Source organism: Aeromonas sp. ASNIH7, from assembly GCF_002903485.1.
Lineage (GTDB): Bacteria > Pseudomonadota > Gammaproteobacteria > Enterobacterales > Aeromonadaceae > Aeromonas > Aeromonas caviae.
Genome location: NZ_CP026226.1, coordinates 916,806 through 934,314, shown reverse-complemented (window position 1 = coordinate 934,314; position 17,509 = coordinate 916,806). Strand labels below are relative to the sequence as shown.

Below are 17,509 nucleotides of genomic sequence, written 5' to 3'. Positions count from 1 at the left end.
CCATGAAGTTCTCTTCCTGGTGGCGTCTTGCCTGGTTGCTGCCCCTGCTGTGGCTCTCTGGTTGCGGCGCGGGTCTTGACGATTATCGCGGCTCCCGGCCGGGCTGGGATCTCGCCCGTTTCTTCAATGGCAAGCTGGTGGCCCACGGCCTGGTGACGGACCGCAGCGGCGAAGTGACCAGTCGCTTTCGGGTCGAGATGCAGGGGCACTGGCGAGAGGGCAAGGGGGAGCTGTTCGAGCAGTTCTACTTCGATGATGGCCGTCGGCAGACCCGCACCTGGTTTTTGAGCAAGGGGGCGGATGGCCACTGGCGCGGCACGGCTTCAGACGTGGTGGGGGAGGCGGTAGGCAAGACAGAGGGTTTCGCCCTCAACTGGCGTTATCAACTCGATCTGGCTCTGCCGGATGAGAGCGTGGTGAGGGTGAGCTTCGATGACTGGATGTATCTGCTGGACGACGATCGCCTGATCAACCGTGCGAAGATCAGCAAGTTCGGCATTTACCTCGGCGAGGTGATCCTCTATATCGAACGGCTTGAGCAATGAACGCCGGTGCATTTTTTGCCGACGATAGCCATTGGCTATTGATCGGCAAGGCACGAACGATTGTCCTTTGAGTCTGCTTCTGGATAAGCTGACTCCGTTCCCGATAATGCTTACCACCTGGAGGTGAATCATGAAGAGCCCCATTGGTCTTGATACCGTTCAATCACAAGCCCTGGCCGCCGAGCTCAACAAGCTGCTGGCCAGCTATCAGATCCTCTACATGAACGTCCGTGGCTTCCACTGGAACATCCGCGGCAACCAGTTCTTCGAGCTGCACCTGAAATTCGAAGAGATCTACAACGACCTGCTGCTGAAAGTCGATGCCCTGGCCGAACGCATTCTGACCCTGGATGGGGTGCCCCTGCACAGCTTCAGCGACTACATCCAGGTGTCCGCCATCCCCGAGCAGAAGGGGTTGCATGACGGTCGTGCCTGCGTGGAATCCCTGCTGGCGAGCTTCCGCGAACTGCTGGTTGCCCAGCGCCGCATCCTGGGTCAGGCCGCCGATGCCGGTGATGAAGGGACTGCGTCCATCCTCTCCGACTATGTGCAGCAGCAGGAAAAACTGGTCTGGATGCTGCGCGCCTATCTGGCCTGATGAACCTGGGGCCGGCTGCCCATGCTCCGGCCCGTATCATTGCCCCTGTTGTTGCAAACCCGAGTTGTCTCTCCTTGATTTCCCACCCGCTTGCCGCCCGATTTGGGCGGCTTTTTTCTATTTGATCTGCATCAATGAAACGTTAATTGGTAAATTGAATGCCTATTAAGTTTTCCAGGAGGGGAATAGAATCGCCACAAAACAGATAACTGAAATGTCCAATTAGGAGAGACATGATGTTTTGTGTGCAATGTGAACAGACTATTCGTACCCCGGCAGGCAACGGCTGCGCCTATGCACAAGGCATGTGCGGCAAGACGGCGGAAACCTCCGACCTGCAGGATGTGCTGATCTATACCCTGCAAGGGCTCAGCGCCTGGGCCCTGGCGGCCCGCGAGCACGGCATCGTCGACAGCGAAATAGACGCTTTCGTGCCCAAGGCGTTCTTTGCCACCCTCACCAACGTCAACTTCGACTCCGCTCGCATCGTCGCCTACGTCAACCAGGCACTGGCCTATCGCCAGCAACTGGCCGCCAAGCTGACACCGCTGGCGGTGCAGGCCGACACACTGCCCGCCGCGGCCAGCTTCGAGCCGGGTGCCGATCTGCTGGCCCAGCTTGCCCAGGCGCCGCAGACCGCGGTCAACCGGGGCAAGAACGAGGTCAACGAAGACATCATGGGGCTGCGCCTGCTCTGCCTCTATGGCCTCAAGGGGGCCGCCGCCTACATGGAACACGCCCGGGTGCTGGATCAGCAGGATGCCGGGGTCGCCGCCGAATTCCATCGCATCATGAGCTGGCTCGGCACGGATCCCTGCGATCTGGATCCCCTGTTCAAGTGCGCTATGGATATTGGCCTGCTGAACTTCAAAATCATGGAGATGCTGGATCTCGGTGAAACCACCGCCTTCGGCCATCCCGAGCCGACCCAGGTACGCGTCACTCCGGTACCGGGCAAGTGCATCCTGGTCTCCGGCCACGACATGGTGGATCTCAAGCTCATCCTGGAGCAGACCAGGGGCACTGGCATCAACGTCTACACCCATGGCGAGATGCTGCCGGCCCTGGCCTACCCCTTCTTCAAGCAGTACCCGCACCTGGTGGGTAACTATGGCTCCGCCTGGCAGAACCAGCAGAAGGAGTTTGCCAACTTCCCGGGCGCCGTGGTGATGACCTCCAACTGCATCATCGACCCGAACGTGGGCAACTACAGCGATCGCATCTTCACCCGCTCCATCGTCGGCTGGCCCGGTGTGACCCACCTGGAAGGGGAAGATTTCTCCGCCGTTATCGCCAAGGCGCAAGCGCTGGAAGGCTTCAAGCACGTTGAGCTCGAGCACTTCATCACCATCGGTTTTGCCCGCAACGCCCTGATGCAGGCCGCTCCTGCGGTGATCGACAAGGTCAAGGCTGGCGAAATCAGCCACTTCTTCCTGGTGGGGGGATGTGACGGTGACCGTGCCGAGCGCGCCTACTACACCGAGTTTGCCAAGGCGATCCCGCAGGACAGCCTGCTGCTGACCCTGGGCTGCGGCAAGTACAAGTTCAACAAGCTCGATTTCGGCGACATCGGCGGCATTCCCCGTCTGCTGGACGTGGGTCAGTGCAATGATGCCTACTCCGCCATCCAGCTGGCCCTGGCGCTCGCCGACGCGTTCGAGTGCGGCGTCAACGATCTGCCCCTGACCCTGGTGCTCTCCTGGTTCGAGCAAAAAGCCATCGTCATTTTGCTCACCCTGCTGGCGCTCGGCGTGAAGGACATCCGCACCGGCCCGACCGCCCCGGCCTTCCTCACCCCGGCCCTGCTCAAGGTGCTGGAGGAGCAGTTCGGCCTGAAAGGAACCACCACGGCAGACGCGGATCTCGCCGAGATCCTGGCGGCCTGAGCAAAGATACAGCCTTACACGCTCAGCATGTTGTAAGCCTTTGGCGAGCCTGATGGCTCGCCTTTTTTCAACGCTATTTCCGAGCAAGAGGAGCCTTGCGATGACCTCCACCTCTTTGAGCCTGCGCTGTATAGCCCGCCGGGCAGAGACCCACGACGTGGCGAGCTGGCAATTTGAACCCCTGGCTGGCGACCTGCCCTCCGTGCTGGCCGGCCAGTGCGTCACCCTGCACACGATGATTGACGGCAAGCCTCACTGCCGCGCCTACACCCTCTCCTCCAGCCCGCAGGATCCTTTCTGGCAGGTCACCATCAAGGATGTGGGGCTGGTCTCTCACCATCTGCACAAGAGCCTGCAAGTGGGGGACGAGATCCGGGTAGACGGCCCCTTCGGCGATTTCCACCTGACCGCGTTCCCCTGCGAGCGGCCGCTGCTGCTCAGCGCCGGCTCCGGCATCACCCCCATGTGGGCCATGCTGCGGGACGAGCTCGCCAAGCGACCGGACGCCGATATCCGCTTTATTCACAGCGCCAGAACCCCCGGGGATGTGATCTTCGCAAGGGAACTGGCTTCACTGGCCGAGGCTCATGCCGGTGTGCGCCATGCTTTAGTGCTGGAGAAAGTTGGGGAAGAGGCGCCAACGGCTCATCCCTGGGTTGGCCGGCTCACACCGGACATGTTGAGGGAACTGGCGCCAGACCTGCTGGCGCGCCACGTCTATCTGTGCGGGCCTGCCCCCTACATGACCGCAGTCTGCACCATGCTGGCGGAGCTGGGACTGCCGGCAGCGCAGTTGCACCAGGAGTCGTTCGGCCTGCCTGCTGGAACATCGAGTGCGGCGCCAGTTGCGGCCGGCAGCGACCACTTCTGGCTGACCCTCAAAAAGAGCGGCAAGAAAGTGAAGATCCTGCCGGGTCAGACCCTGCTGGCAGCGCTGGAGGGGGCGGGGGAGACCATGATGGCCGCTTGCCGCGCCGGGGTGTGCGGCGCCTGTCGCTGCACCACGGAAGGCGAAATCGAGCGCCAGAGCGTGATGACCTTGAGCGCGCAAGATCTCGAGAACGGGGTGGCGCTGGCCTGTTCCTGCACCGCCAGAGGGGATGTGAGCCTGGAGTACTGACGGGCGTCATTGGTATCCCGAGCTTTTCCCGGACGGGTCGTGCGGGTAGACTCAACCCCAGTTTCAGCAAAGTACGGGATAAAAAATGACAATTCTGGTGACGGGGGGAGCCGGTTACATCGGTTCCCACACCCTGGTCGAGCTGCTTGGTACCGGGCAGCAGGTCGTAGTACTGGACAACCTCTCCAACGCTTCCCCCGAATCTCTCAAACGGGTCGAGCGGATCACCGGCAAGCCGGTCACCTTCGTGGAAGGGGACATTCTGGACAGAGCCTGCCTGCAGCGGCTGTTTGCCGAGCACAGGATAGCATCCGTGATCCACTTCGCCGGCCTCAAGGCGGTGGGGGAATCCGGCCAGATCCCGCTCACCTACTATCAGAACAACATCACCGGCACCCTGGTGCTGTGCGAAGAGATGGCCAGGGCCGGCGTGTTCCGGCTGGTGTTCAGCTCCTCGGCCACCGTTTATGGGGATCCGGCCTCGGTACCCCTGCGGGAAGATTTCCCCACCAGCGCCACCAACCCCTATGGCCGCTCCAAGCTGATGGTCGAAGAGATCCTGCGTGACCTCTCCAAATCCGATCCTCGCTGGGCCATTGTGCTGCTGCGCTACTTCAACCCGGTGGGGGCTCACGAGAGCGGCCTCATCGGTGAAGATCCCAACGGCATCCCCAACAACCTGCTGCCTTACATTAGTCAAGTCGGCGTGGGCAAGCTCAAGGAGCTGGGGGTCTTTGGCAACGACTATCCAACCCCGGACGGCACCGGGGTGCGCGACTATATCCACGTGGTGGATCTCGCCATCGGTCACCTCAAAGCGTTGGCCCGCATCAAGAGTGATACCGGCGTCTTCACCTATAACCTCGGCACCGGTCAGGGCTATTCCGTGCTGGAGATGGTCAAGGCGTTCGAGGCAGCCAGTGGCCGTGCCATTCCCTACCAGATCAAGCCCCGTCGCCCCGGCGACATCGCCGAGTGCTGGGCTGAACCGGCTCTGGCCCGTGATGAGCTGGGCTGGCAGGCCGAGCGGGGGCTGGAGCAGATGATGATCGATACCTGGCGCTGGCAAAGCCAGAACCCGAACGGTTATGGCCCTGCTGCGAAGCCGTGATCAAGGGTCATGCGCTGCTCTTCGCCTTGCTGACAGCGTCTCGCGACCTGATGGTTTGCAGCCTGAATAGCAAAACGCCCCGGCATGCCGGGGCGTTTTTTCATGAACAACGCGCGGGTTACTGAATGCTCTTGCCGGCGCGGACATCCTTGATGATGGCCTTGAGGCTGGCCAGATCCCGCGGTGCGCCGCGCAGGATCTGATCGCCGATGATAAAGGCCGGGGTACCGGAAATGGCCATGGCTTCGGCCAGCGCCCGGTTGGTACCCAGATTCTGATCGATGCTGCTGTCCTTGATCTTCGCCTCTACCTTGCTCCAGTCCACGCCGGCGGCCCTGGCGACGTCTTTCACCTGGGCTTCATCGGAGAGGGGCCCCTGATGGGCGTACAGCTTGTCGTGGAAGGCCTGGTATTTGTCGGGCTGGCCGAGCTTCACCGCCAGCGCCGCGCGGGCGGCGTAGTAGGAGGTTTCGCTCAGGATGGGGAACTGCTTGTAGATGTAGCGGATCTCCTTGTCCTCAGAGAGCAGTTGCTGAATGAGGGGATGAGCGCGCTTGCAGTAGCCGCAGTTGTAGTCGAAGAACTCCACCACCGTCAGGCTGCCCTTGGGATTGCCGCTCTCGGGATCCTGGTTGGCGAAGAGCTGCTTGGCATGGGCTTCTATCAGCGTCTTGTCGTTCTCGGCCTGCTGGCTCTCCTGCTTGGCACGCAGGGCGTTGGACATCTCGACCAGGATCTCCGGATTCTTGACCAGATAGTCGCGCACGATCTGCTCGACATCGCTCTTGGTCAGCTCGCTCGCCTGCACGGGCGCCGCAAGCAGGGTCGCGCCGGTCAGGGCGGCGAACAGGGCATGTTTGATTCTCATAAGTCCATCTTGCTGGGGATGTGGTAGTGGCCCCTATAGTGGGTGAGTCTGTTTTCAAGTCAAGCCATCCGCTTGAAAAAGCACGGTTTGCAGAGGTTTTGCCGGTTTTGTGCGCCAGATAGCCCAATAAATGGGCAAACAAACGGAGTGGGGATTTACAAGGGCTGGGGGCATGGGTAATATGCGTCGCACTGCTGCGGAGGGGTGGCAGAGCGGCTGAATGCACCGGTCTTGAAAACCGGCGATGGGCGACCATCCGTGGGTTCAAATCCCACCTCCTCCGCCATCTACATAGCCCAACTGATTTATTCAGTTGGGCTTTTTTGTGTCTTCGGTTTTGGGTATGCCGCCGTGTGCCCGGATTTAGTTGACCATCGCGATCACTCCCAGGGCGTCACATTGGCGTACTTGTATTTGGCGTAGACGGGCTGGCCGTTGTAGGAACTGGGCGGGAAGCTCGGGTTGGCGCTGATCCAGTTATTCACAAACGTCTGCATCCAGCTGGTGACGGGGCGGCTCTCGCGGCGCACGCTCACCCATTTGTTCTGGGTGCGGCTGAAGACCTGCCAGGTGACTCCCGCCTCGTCGATGTTGAAGGCGTAGCGCTCCATGTTCCAGATGGAGATACCGTACTTGCCCAGGTCGATGTCCTGGGGATACTGACGCCCCTGGATCCAGACGTTGGTATGGAGCAGGTTGGTGCCCCCCATCAGCTCGATGTCGACTTCATAGTGAGAGCTGGTGCCTGCATCTCCGGTATAGGTAAAGAAGGAGCTGATGGTGCCGGGCACCGATCCTGCCTGCATCTGCACCTCATAACGACCCTTGCGGGTGTAGTTGTAGGTTCGCAGCTCAGCACAGCTCTTGTTCCCTTTGTCGGATTTCGCATGGAGGATGGCCGTGCCGGACTCCATCCAGACGTTGGCGGCGCGCCAGGTGCAGTCGAATTCTGACCCGCCATTGCGCCAACCATCAGAGACCTGCCAGTCCTGATTGCTCCACCACCATGCCGATGCCTGAGTGGAATATAATCCTCCCGCCATCAGCAATACTGACATCAGTCCAAGTTTACGCATATTATCCACATTCCTGTGTGTTTATTAATGAGTGTTTTATTGATGACTACAAGCAGCATCAGAATAGCCATAAACAGATATTGAAACTTATACTGGTATCGCGTCATGACAGTTTCATACTTTTGAAATTGCCTGAAAAAGGTATGAAAGACATGACGGCTGGCTGGTATAACCAGAATAAAAAAAGCCACCGTATATAACGGTGGCAAAAGCACGGACTCCCGATCCGATGAGTTAAAATCAGCTGGCTTGGCGGCGATAGATCTCGACCAGTTCGGTGGCCAGTTCGCGGCACAGAATGGAGGTCATCAGGTGATCCTGGGCATGTACCATGACCAGTGTCATCTTGGTCTTGCCTTCGCCCTCATCGGCTTCAATCAGTTTGGTTTGTACGGCATGGGCAGCCTTCCCCGCGTCGGTGGCCTGGAGCAGCAAGGCATCCGCTTCGCTGAACTGGCCAGCACGAGCCTGACGCAGGGCTTCGAAACAGAGACTGCGAGATTGGCCGGCATTGACGATGATGCCCATGACTGCTTCTTCAAGATCCATCATTTATGACTCCTTAAAATCCATTATTACGAGAGACGTTGGCGAACCATTCACCACTTTTCTTGACGGTGCGCTGCTGGCTTTCCAAATCAAGGCTGATGAATCCATAACGGTTCTTGTAGGCATTCATCCAGGACCAGTTGTCAATAAAGGTCCACAGGTGATAACCACGGCAATTACTTCCTTCGGCAATGGCGGTATGAATCCACTGGAGGTGGCCGCGAATGAAGTCGATACGATAATCGTCTTTTACCTGACCATCTTCACCAATGAATCTGTGCTCCCCTTCGACACCCATACCATTTTCGGAGATATAGCTTGGGATATTTCCATAGTTATCTCGCAGGTTGATCAATATGTCATAAATACCGCGCTCATATATTTCCCAGCCGCGATAAGGGTTCATTTTGCGGCCTGGCATCTCGTAATTCTCGAAGAACCAGTCAGGCAGGAAAGGGGAGTCCGGGTTGATGGCCGTCATGCGTGCCTTCACTCGCCGCGGCTGGTAGTAGTTGATGCCGAGCAGATCGATCTTGCCGGCGGCCAGCAGTTCGCAGTCGCCGCTTTGCACAACTGGCATCTGATCGTGCTCGCGCAGGATATCGATCAGCTCCTGGGGATAAACCCCCTTCACCGCAGGATCGAGGAAGGCACGGTTGAAGAACAGGTCGGCAATGAACGAGGCCTTCAAGTCTGCCGGGTTTGAAGAGCGCGGATAGGAGGGGGTCAGGTTCAGGACGATGCCGATCTGGCCGGGCAGGGAGAGTGTGCGATAACGCTTCACCGCCAGACTGTGGGCCAGCATCATGTGATAGGCCACCTGGGCTGCCCGTTTGAAGTCCATCTGGTTCGGGTAATGGAAGTCATACAGATACCCTCCTTCCACTACCACAACGGGTTCATTGAAGGTCATCCAGCAGGCGACGCGATCACCGAACAGTTTGAAGCAGAGCGCTGCGTACTCGGCATAGGCCGCCACGGTTTCGCGGCTCTCCCAGCCACCCTGCTCCTGCCAGTACATCGGCATGTCGAAGTGGAACAGGCCGATGAAGGGTTTGATCCCCTTGGCTAGCAGCTCATCGATAACCTTGTTGTAGAAGTCGACGGCCTCCTGGTTGACGGTGTGGCCATCCGGCAGCAACCGGGCCCAGGAGATGGATGTGCGGAAGCTGTTGTGGCCAATCTGTTCCATCAATGCGATGTCTTCACGATAACGATCGTAGAAGGTGGAGGTGTTGGCCGGGCCAACCTGACCGTGGAAACGGTGTGGCTCCGTCTCGAACCAGTGATCCCAGATGGTCGGTGCCTTGCCGCCCACATTGGCAGCTCCTTCCGATTGTGCGGCCGACGAGGCGCTACCCCACCAGAAGCCTTCGGGGAATGTATATTGCATTGCAGTTTCCTCTTGATGACCGGCGTGCAGGCGGCGTGGCGCCCGCACGCCTGGCGCTTACGCCTGACTCTGAATCGGTGTGATTGTGTCTGCTTTTTCTGATCTGGCGGCTTCTTCCGCTTCAGCCGTCTCGGCTTCCTGCTTGAGCAGGGTGCGTTCGTAAGCCCGCACGAAGGGGTAATACATCAGGGCGGAGATCCCCATGCAGATGAAGCACATGATGACCGGACTGAAGGCCCAGTTGGTCGCCCAGGAGGCGCCGATGGGGGCCGGCGTGGTCCATGCGGTCAGCATCACGACCTTCTCAACCAGACCCAGATCCACCGCGAACCAGGCCAGGATGGCGTTGATCACCGGCACCAGGATGAAGGGCAGGAAGAAGACCGGGTTCATGATGATGGGAGCACCAAACAGGATCGGCTCGTTGATGTTGAAGAACCCGGGGACCACGCCCATTCGTCCTATGGTGCGCAGGTGTACGGCGCGGCTGCGCATCAGCAGGAATGCCAGTGGCAAGGTGGAGCCCACGCCGCCGATAAACAGGAAGTGATCCCAGAAACCGGGCAGGAAGGTGTGGGGAATAGCTTGGCCGGCGGCCAATGCGGCCTGGTTGCTGGCCAGGTTTGCCATCCAGAAGGGGTTCATGATGCCGGTGACGATCATGGTGCCGTGGATGCCGGCAAACCAGAGGATCTGGCACAACAGCACCGCCAGCAAGACGGCAGGCAGGCTGTCGGAAGCCGCCACCAGCGGTTTGAGCATGGACATGATCGCCTCGGGCAGGATCATGCCAGTGGTTTCCTGCAGCAGCATGTTGAAGGGGTGCAGGGTCAGGATAATCGCCAGGACCGGGATCAGCACCTCGAAGGAGCGCGCCACCCCCATCGGCACCTGCTCGGGCAGACGGATGGTGATGTTGTTGCGCTTGAGCCAGGCATAGACCTCAGTCGAATAGATGGCGCAAATAAGAGCGGTAAAGATGCCCTGACCGGAGAAATACTGGGTGGAGATGGTGCCGTCTTTGTATTGCGCTGCCACCAGCATGAACGACATCAGCGACAGCAGGCCCGTGGTGATGGGGTCCAGGGAGTACTGCTTGGCCAGGCTGGATGCGACGCCCACCGAGATGAAGACTGTCATCAGCCCCATGCTCATGTTGAAGGGCAACATGAGTTCGGCACGATAGGTGTTGGAAAAATCGAGCCAGGCTCTGGCAAAGCCCCAGGTGGTTTCGCTGGAGATGGGTGGGAAGATGAAGACCAGCATGAAGCTGCCGACGATCATGAACGGCAGCGCGGCAATAAAACCGTCACGGATGGCCAGAACATAGCGTTGCTGGCCCAGTTTTCCTGCCAATGGGCCGATCCGTTGTTCGATCAACTTGACCAGCATCCCATAGAGTGAACTCATAGTGTGTGTCCTTCCTTGTGAGCACGCTTAACCAATCAGGGACAGGGCGTAGTCCAGCACCTTGTCGCCGCGCTGCATGCCGTAATCCATCATGTCGATAGGTTGTACCTTGATGCCGTGAGCCGCCGCCTTGGCTTGCAACTCCGGTTGCATGTACTTGATCTGCGGTCCCAGCAAGACCACCTGGTAATGGGGCATCTGGTCATCGAACTCCGATGCGCCAAAAGCCTTGATCTCGGCAGCCAGGCCCCGTTTTTCGGCTTCTACCAGCATTTTTTTCACCAGCAGGCTGGTGGACATCCCGGCAGAGCAGCACAACATGATTTTTTTCATGATCATTCCTCAGTTATTAAGCTGGGCTCACTATAGATCGATGCAACAAGGTGGGAAATCGATTTCACGAATGGGGTTTTGTAATTGTGATCGCGATCACTTGATGGATATTTGATATAAGGTCTATAAAATAAAATATCGTTATTTGTCAGTTAGTTATAATTGTTTTTATGATGTGATTTACGCCATGTTTATTCGACTTGGCATTTTGAAATATCGATTTCAAATCTGTCGTGGTTTTCATGCTGCTCCTGGACCCCTGCATGATGCAGGGGGCGCTTTCGGCATGGTGCCGATCCGGCGCCCATGCCAGCAATCCTGGATAACCGAGCCCATCGCCGTGCTCCTTCACCCTCTGGTGGCAGGGGGTCATGGTGGCGGCTAAGGGGCTCTGTACAGTGTCTTGCTCAGATGGCGGGCTCAGCCTGGGGTTGCCTTGTGGTTCTCGCTGAGGGTCACGAAACCCGATTCAGGAGCCGGGTATCTTGCTGTCCCGCCTTCTTCGCGCGCGGGGCACTGTAGAAGAGGCGGGGGGCGGGTGATGCCCAGATGGCGTCAGCAGATCTGATGGCAAATGAGGGATCAAGTGGATGCGCAAAATAAGGTGGCCAAGAGACGGACATGTAAATGACAGGGTTGCGAAGGTGCGGTCAGATGAAATGATCGATAAGAGAGGGTTCTGCTGCCGTCAGCCTCTGAATGATGATGGAAAAGGGAAAAGGAAAACGTAAAGCTGAGGGTGGCGACCGGTGCGGGAGCTGTCCTGGGCAAGAATGGCAGGGGAGTAAAACAATGCTCCGTCACGGGGACGGAGCATTGGAAGGGTGATCAGCGGGTCAATCCACCTTCATCCAGTACGCTGACCGTCCAGAAGAAGGGGGCATTCCAGTTGACGGTGACCTCGTTCAGCGTCCAGGCACCAATCTCATCTTTCCAGCAGGTCTGGCCGGTACACTTGCCCTTGAGGGTGGAGGCAACGGGATCGCTGAAGTTGATGGAGTTCGGTCCGCCCGAGAGTACACCTGGCGGAACCAGGGGAGACGCGGGGTCGATGGGGTGAGCCCAGAACCTGTGGTGCGGATTCTTCAGCGGACGGCTGCCGTAGCCCGACACATAGGACTGGTCGAGGGGGTTGCGGCCGAGCACATAGTCCATGGCATCGGACATGGCCTGCAGGTATTTGCGCTCTCCCGTGAAGTCATGGGCCAACCCGAGGAAGATGCTGCGGTTCATCAGGTTGGAGTTGGAGCCCCAGGGGTATTCGGTCGCCTGATAGGGGATAAGGTAACCCTCCGTCGCCACGCTCTTCTGGTAGCCGTCAGCTGCGGCGATGATAGCGGCGCGTGCCTTCTCCACTTCCTGTTTGCCCAGTTTGTTAGGCACCATGGCCAGCGTGATGGTCCCTGCGCTGCTGAGATCCTGCCAGTAGAGATCACCACTTGCGCTGCGATCCCCCTTGGGGGCAGCCAGATAGAGAGGGGACTGCTGGACGGCCTGCTTGTACTCGGCTTTGCCGGTGGTGGCAAACAGCTCGGCGGCAGCCCAGTAGAATTCGTCCTTCAGGTTGGTGTCATCATAGGGACCGGATCCCACAAAGTTGTCATAGGCATAGACGTCCGGATGGCGGTTGGCCGCCTTCCAGGCTCGTTCCGCTGCCTGCAGGCTGCGCTGTGCGAAGGCCGGATCCAGATTCTTCCATACGCGAGCGGACTGGGCGGCGGTGGCCGCCAGGTTCAGAGTCGCAGCCGTGCTGGGGTGGCTCAGGAAACGGGGTTGTGGATCCTTGTGGGGCGGGAGCGGCATCCCGGTCCAGGCTTCGTCGGCGACCTTGTGGAATACCATGCCGGAGGCATCGATCTCGGTCAGTTTCAGGCTGTCGAGCTGCTTGGACTGATCGCCTACCGGCACCCAGGCCTTCTTGCCTTCGGGCACCTGCATGGCGAGGAAGAACTCCATCATCCAGCGGGACTCGTCCAGCAGATCGTTGTAGCCGTTGTGCTGTTCCGGGATCTTGACCTTGCCGTCGGCAAAGGCGCTCTTGTCACCCTCTTTCGCCAGCTGCTCCCGTTCATAAAGGTTCATCAAGGTCCATACCGAGATCCCCCCGTTGACCACGTACTTGCCCTGATCGCCGGCGTCGTACCAGCCGCCGGTCACATCCAGCGTGAAGTCACAGCCAGGCCACTGGTTGCCTTTGGCGTCCTGCTTGTTGAAGCAGGTTACGTTCTCGGGCTTGTGTCCTGCCGGGCGAGCAAGGTCGGGGCGCTGGACATATTTGGCTTCGATGTCGATGCCGCTACGCTGCTGATAGAAGAAGGAGAGGGCATCGAATTTCATGGTGTGATAGATGTCATCGCCGATGCTGAACGGATGACTCTTCTGGCCGGCGACCTCCAGTACCAGGCCGGTGCCCGGGGTGGTGACCTGACTGAAGTCGGCAATCTGTACGTTCTCGCCGGATGCGGCATTCAGGCCAAAGGGCGTGGTCTTGCCTTCCGCGATGGTCTCACCCTGGGCATTGCGCAGGGTCCAGGGGAGCGAGTCCTTGCTGTCGGTGGCGATGGTCGCCCGTTTCAGAGCCTTGCTCAGATAGCCGACCTGGTTGACGCGCACGCTGCCCAGCTCCGATTTCTTGATCAAGGAGGGGCCCGATAGCGTGGCTTCACCGATACAGACAGTGGTCGGTGTCTGGGTGCCCATCTGAAGTTGGAACTGGGTCTTCTCGTCAGTGGCAGAAGGTGTGAACTGGATATCGAACGGTTTGGGCGTGCTGCCGAGGGCGAGGTCCTGCACCATGTAGTTGGTGTAGGGGGCGCCATCATGCTGGATCAGGGCCTTGACGTTGATGTCACTCTTGGCCATGGCAGTGAAATGGAGTTTGTAGGTTTGCCCCTGCACCAGGCCGAGATTGGACTGACCCAGGATGACATCCCAGGGATTGGAGCCCGACTCGGTGAAGGTGATACAGCCCATCTGGTTCTCGGCGTTCAGGGTCCCCCCGGCCGTCCACCATCCATCGGTTCCCTGGAAGCCCCCATTGGTCAGCAATTCACCCACAGGCCCGGCAGATGCCGAGGAGGTACCTGAACCAGATGCCCCTGCGCTGGGCAGTGAGCAGCCATGCAAGCCAATGACGCAAGACATGGCAAGCGTCAGGGCACTAAGCCGAGATGTTTTCATTGTTACCCCTTTGATCACAGACGGAAATAATGGCGTCGATTTTCGCACTCACGCAGAAAATGACCGAGTCATCCTGCGGCCCGCATTTCACTGTCAAGATTCACACACAGTCCCTGAGTGGAAATCGATTTCACGATTCAGGTAACAGTAAATTTTTTTGCAGATCAAGTTTGCTTTTATGAAATGTGATGGAGACGGCAAATTTTCGTTTATTGATATATTAATGCACTTGAATTGAATTCCATTGAATCCTTTCAACATTCCTCTGACTCCCGAGCCGTTTGGCCATATCGGTGTCGTTCCAGACAGCTCATGCGGCAAATCAATGTGATAGATTGCATTTAAATTATTGTTTTAATTTTATTTTTTTGATCTTCCTGACATGAGTCTACCCGTTCTCTCTGTTCCTTCCTGGGTATTCTGCTGATGATGCTCGCCCCCGAGTTTGTGAGTTGCATCACTATTTTCTCTTTCAGCGGGATCTTTGTCATGGCATGACAAAGATACTGCTGGAATGACGAAGAGATTTCTGTTTACCATTTAACATTCTTGCAATCGATTTCAAATTTGACTGTTTTTCAAGACGACTCGCCATGAACGATGAGTCCAGGCGATGAACGAGAACATCCGGAGAGTCATAAGGAAAATGCGTAAAACTACAGGTCTCACCAGGTCTATGACCTGCCTATTCGTGGGGTGCGGCATCTGGAGTGCCGGGATGGCGGATGAGTTGTCGACCATGCCCTATTTTTCCACCTGGCCGCAGATCCACAGCGCCATTACCAGGGACGAGGGGATGGAGCATCAGATCCAGGCTCTGCTCTCCCGGATGACCCTGGAGGAGAAGGTTGGCCAGATGATCCAGCCCGACTTTCGTGAAGTGACACCTGAGGAGGTGACGCGCTACAAGATTGGCTCCGTCCTCAACGGAGGGGGGGGCTGGCCCGGCAACAACAAACACGCGTCGGCCCAGGACTGGGCACACCAGGCCGACACCTATTGGCAAGCGGCGGAAGCGGGCTTTGAGGGCAGGGGGTATCGCATCCCCTTCATGTGGGCGACCGATGCGGTGCACGGCCACAACAACGTCTTCGCGGCGACCCTGTTCCCGCACAATATCGGCCTGGGGGCGGCGCGGGATCCGGATCTCATCTACCGTATCGGCCAGGTGACGGCGCGGGAAGTGGCCGCCACCGGGCTGGATTGGACCTTCGCCCCGACGGTGGCGGTGCCCAGGGATGATCGCTGGGGCCGGACCTATGAGGGCTATTCCGAAGATCCCGCCATCGTCTATCACTATGCCGGCGAGATGGTGCGTGGCCTGCAAGGTTCCGCGACGGATCTGCGCGGCCAGCACCATGTCATCTCGAACGTGAAACACTTCGTGGGGGACGGCGGTACCCTGAACGGGGTCGACCGGGGTCAGAACTTCTATTCGGAAGAGGACCTGCGCAACCTGCACGCGGTGGGCTACTTCTCGGGGCTGGATGCCGGTGCCCAGGTGGTCATGGCTTCGTTCAACAGCTGGCACAACGAGCTCAACCGCGACGTGCTGCCAGAAGACGGGGTGGAGTACAACGGCAAGCTGCACGGCAGCCGCTATCTGCTGACCGACGTGCTCAAGGGCAAGATGGGCTTTGATGGCCTTGTCGTCTCTGATTGGAACGGTCACAGCGAGATCGCCGGTTGCACCATGGGGAGCTGCCTGCCTGCGGTGCTGGCCGGGGTCGACATCTTCATGGTCACGGCGCGCAAGGACTGGATGGAGTTTCGCCAGAGCCTGCTCGATGGCGTGGCGAGCCGGCAGATCCCGATAAGCCGGATCGACGATGCCGTGACGCGTATCCTGCGGGTCAAGATGCGGGCCGGGCTGTGGGAGAAACCCATGCCGTCGGCCCGTGAGCTGGCGGGCAAGCAGGGTGAACTTGGTGCCGTGACGCACAAGGCGCTGGCCCGGGAGGCGGTACGCAAGTCGCTGGTGCTGCTCAAGAACGAGGGCAGGATCCTGCCCCTGAGCCGGCAGAGCCGGGTGCTGGTGGCTGGGAGCGCCGCCAACGATCTGGGCAAGCAGGTGGGGGGCTGGAGCCTGACCTGGCAAGGCAGCGAAAACGGGCGCGGTGATTTCCCCGGTGCCCAGAGCGTGCTGGATGCGGTGACCGCCACCGTCGGTGCGGATCATGTGCAGGTGAGCACGGGATCCGGTGAGTTTGCGGGAGCCAAGCCCGATGTCGCCATCCTGGTCATGGGGGAGGATCCCTATGCCGAGTGGTTCGGCGACATTCCTGACAACAAGACCCTTGCCTATGGGGATCTCAAGAGCAGCTATCACGAGGACCTGTTGACCCTCAAGCGGCTGAAGGCGGCCGGCATCCCCGTGGTGACCGTGCTTTTCTCCGGACGTCCGCTCTACGTCAATGAGGAGCTCAATCTCTCTTCCGCCTTTGTCGCCGCCTGGCTGCCGGGCACCGAGGGGGAGGGGATCACCGATCTGCTGTTCAGGGATGCCAAGGGCAAGGTGGCCCATGACTTCCAGGGACGCCTCTCCTTCTCGTGGCCCTTTGGCAAGTGCGCCACCACCATCAATCGCACGCCCACCCATATCCCGGGCTGGCAGCGTCCAGCCTTCGAGCAGGAGCCAGCGGGTGAGTACGCACCGCTCTTCCCCTATGGCTACGGGCTCAGCTACGGCAAGCCTTCCCCTGTGGCGGCCCGGGTCAGCAACCTCAATACCCTGACCCTGGATAATCGTACCTTCGGCTGCAACGAGAGCGACCCCGCCAAACTGAGCGCCGCTGACAAGGTGCTCGAGCTGTTCGGGCCAAAGGCGGGTGAAGAACACCGTCTGCGCATGGGGGATGCCAGCAACTGGACGGGGACTGAAGTCTCCGGCAACAGCGTGACCGAGATGACCTTCATCAAGGTTCAGCCCATCGACTACCTGCGCCAGCAGGATGCGCGAGCGGTCACCTTCCTCGGGGCGAACAAGCCGGGTGTCGACTCCGGGGCCACGATCCAGTTGCAGACCACCCAGGTCAAGGGGGCGGATCGTCGCACCTACCTGAAGGGAGAGAGCGAGCTGCAGGTGACGCTGCGGGTGCAGCAGGCGCCAGCGGGGGACATGACGCTGGGGCTGCAGTGTGGCTGGCCCTGCGGCAAGTCCATCGAGATTGCTCCGGCCTTGCGCCAGTTGCCCCCGCAGAAGTGGGTGACCCTGAGTCTGCCCCTGCGTTGCCTCGAAGAGGGCATGGACTTCGCGAAGGTCAATACCCCCTTCATCCTGGGCACGAGTGGACAGGCACGCATCGACATGGCGACCGTACGCTGGGTACCGGCTTCTCTGCTGGGGGCCTCAGGGGAAGTGGTCAGGCTCGATTGCCAGGGCAGGTTGAGTCGATAAGCCGTCAGCCAGATGCACCAGGATGCCTGTCGGGCTCCTGGTG

13 protein-coding genes and 1 tRNA gene are annotated in these 17,509 nt (G+C 59.1%); 7 read left to right on the top strand and 7 right to left on the bottom strand.

Annotated elements, in window-relative coordinates; genetic code table 11:
• Window positions 1–2 precede the first annotated feature (2 nt).
• The 5 genes from C2U47_RS04155 (at window position 3) to galE (ending at window position 5,260) form a co-directional block, all read left to right on the top strand.
• On the top strand, window positions 3–545 hold the full coding sequence (locus C2U47_RS04155; RefSeq protein WP_010673328.1) for a DUF3833 domain-containing protein: 543 nt from the start codon (window positions 3–5) through the stop codon (window positions 543–545).
• A 130-nt stretch (window positions 546–675) separates the two neighbouring features.
• A complete protein-coding gene (locus C2U47_RS04150) occupies window positions 676–1,143 on the top strand; it encodes a Dps family protein (protein ID WP_010673329.1) in 468 nt (155 codons plus the stop codon).
• Between the two features lie 236 nt (window positions 1,144–1,379).
• Window positions 1,380–3,029, top strand: coding sequence for a hydroxylamine reductase (hcp, locus tag C2U47_RS04145; protein ID WP_010673330.1), 1,650 nt, complete (start codon window positions 1,380–1,382; stop codon window positions 3,027–3,029).
• A gap of 100 nt (window positions 3,030–3,129) precedes the next feature.
• Entirely contained in the window at window positions 3,130–4,149 is a 1,020-nt protein-coding gene (locus C2U47_RS04140; RefSeq protein WP_010673331.1) for a hybrid-cluster NAD(P)-dependent oxidoreductase, read from the top strand.
• Window positions 4,150–4,234: 85 nt separating this feature from the next.
• On the top strand, window positions 4,235–5,260 hold the full coding sequence (galE, locus tag C2U47_RS04135) for a UDP-glucose 4-epimerase GalE (protein WP_010673332.1): 1,026 nt from the start codon (window positions 4,235–4,237) through the stop codon (window positions 5,258–5,260).
• Window positions 5,261–5,378: 118 nt separating this feature from the next.
• On the opposite strand, the gene C2U47_RS04130 is transcribed toward galE, so the two are convergent.
• Window positions 5,379–6,128 (bottom strand): DsbA family protein, encoded by a 750-nt coding sequence (locus C2U47_RS04130; RefSeq protein ID WP_010673333.1) that lies wholly within the window; start codon window positions 6,126–6,128, stop codon window positions 5,379–5,381.
• Window positions 6,129–6,326: 198 nt separating this feature from the next.
• On the opposite strand from C2U47_RS04130, the gene C2U47_RS04125 reads away from it, so the two are divergent.
• Window positions 6,327–6,414, top strand: a tRNA-Ser gene (locus tag C2U47_RS04125).
• A gap of 94 nt (window positions 6,415–6,508) precedes the next feature.
• Here C2U47_RS04125 and C2U47_RS04120 read toward each other — a convergent pair.
• The 6 genes from C2U47_RS04120 to C2U47_RS04095 form a co-directional block, all read right to left on the bottom strand.
• Entirely contained in the window at window positions 6,509–7,204 is a 696-nt protein-coding gene (locus C2U47_RS04120; protein ID WP_080560416.1) for a family 16 glycosylhydrolase, read from the bottom strand.
• Between the two features lie 240 nt (window positions 7,205–7,444).
• The gene (locus C2U47_RS04115; protein WP_010673336.1) at window positions 7,445–7,756 is read right to left on the bottom strand and encodes a PTS lactose/cellobiose transporter subunit IIA; all 312 of its coding nucleotides are present in this window, start codon (window positions 7,754–7,756) and stop codon (window positions 7,445–7,447) included.
• A 10-nt stretch (window positions 7,757–7,766) separates the two neighbouring features.
• Window positions 7,767–9,146, bottom strand: coding sequence for a glycoside hydrolase family 1 protein (locus tag C2U47_RS04110; RefSeq protein ID WP_010673337.1), 1,380 nt, complete (start codon window positions 9,144–9,146; stop codon window positions 7,767–7,769).
• Window positions 9,147–9,203: 57 nt separating this feature from the next.
• A complete protein-coding gene (locus C2U47_RS04105) occupies window positions 9,204–10,556 on the bottom strand; it encodes a PTS cellobiose transporter subunit IIC (RefSeq protein ID WP_010673338.1) in 1,353 nt (450 codons plus the stop codon).
• A 27-nt stretch (window positions 10,557–10,583) separates the two neighbouring features.
• Window positions 10,584–10,889 carry a PTS sugar transporter subunit IIB gene (locus C2U47_RS04100; protein WP_010673339.1) on the bottom strand — a complete coding sequence of 102 codons (306 nt, stop codon included), beginning with the start codon at window positions 10,887–10,889 and terminating at the stop codon, window positions 10,584–10,586.
• A gap of 828 nt (window positions 10,890–11,717) precedes the next feature.
• The gene (locus C2U47_RS04095) at window positions 11,718–13,946 is read right to left on the bottom strand and encodes a glycoside hydrolase family 9 protein (RefSeq protein ID WP_197970411.1); all 2,229 of its coding nucleotides are present in this window, start codon (window positions 13,944–13,946) and stop codon (window positions 11,718–11,720) included.
• A gap of 841 nt (window positions 13,947–14,787) precedes the next feature.
• On the opposite strand from C2U47_RS04095, the gene C2U47_RS04090 reads away from it, so the two are divergent.
• Window positions 14,788–17,466, top strand: coding sequence for a glycoside hydrolase family 3 protein (locus C2U47_RS04090; protein WP_010673341.1), 2,679 nt, complete (start codon window positions 14,788–14,790; stop codon window positions 17,464–17,466).
• Window positions 17,467–17,509: the final 43 nt, after the last annotated feature.

Coding starts and splice junctions, on each gene's coding strand:
- C2U47_RS04155 (WP_010673328.1), top strand. CDS start 3: ATGAAGTTCTCTTCCTGGTGGCGTCTTGCCTGGTTGCTGCCCCTGCTG.
- C2U47_RS04150 (WP_010673329.1), top strand. CDS start 676: ATGAAGAGCCCCATTGGTCTTGATACCGTTCAATCACAAGCCCTGGCC.
- hcp (WP_010673330.1), top strand. CDS start 1,380: ATGTTTTGTGTGCAATGTGAACAGACTATTCGTACCCCGGCAGGCAAC.
- C2U47_RS04140 (WP_010673331.1), top strand. CDS start 3,130: ATGACCTCCACCTCTTTGAGCCTGCGCTGTATAGCCCGCCGGGCAGAG.
- galE (WP_010673332.1), top strand. CDS start 4,235: ATGACAATTCTGGTGACGGGGGGAGCCGGTTACATCGGTTCCCACACC.
- C2U47_RS04130 (WP_010673333.1), bottom strand. CDS start 6,128: ATGAGAATCAAACATGCCCTGTTCGCCGCCCTGACCGGCGCGACCCTG.
- C2U47_RS04120 (WP_080560416.1), bottom strand. CDS start 7,204: ATGCGTAAACTTGGACTGATGTCAGTATTGCTGATGGCGGGAGGATTA.
- C2U47_RS04115 (WP_010673336.1), bottom strand. CDS start 7,756: ATGATGGATCTTGAAGAAGCAGTCATGGGCATCATCGTCAATGCCGGC.
- C2U47_RS04110 (WP_010673337.1), bottom strand. CDS start 9,146: ATGCAATATACATTCCCCGAAGGCTTCTGGTGGGGTAGCGCCTCGTCG.
- C2U47_RS04105 (WP_010673338.1), bottom strand. CDS start 10,556: ATGAGTTCACTCTATGGGATGCTGGTCAAGTTGATCGAACAACGGATC.
- C2U47_RS04100 (WP_010673339.1), bottom strand. CDS start 10,889: ATGAAAAAAATCATGTTGTGCTGCTCTGCCGGGATGTCCACCAGCCTG.
- C2U47_RS04090 (WP_010673341.1), top strand. CDS start 14,788: ATGGCGGATGAGTTGTCGACCATGCCCTATTTTTCCACCTGGCCGCAG.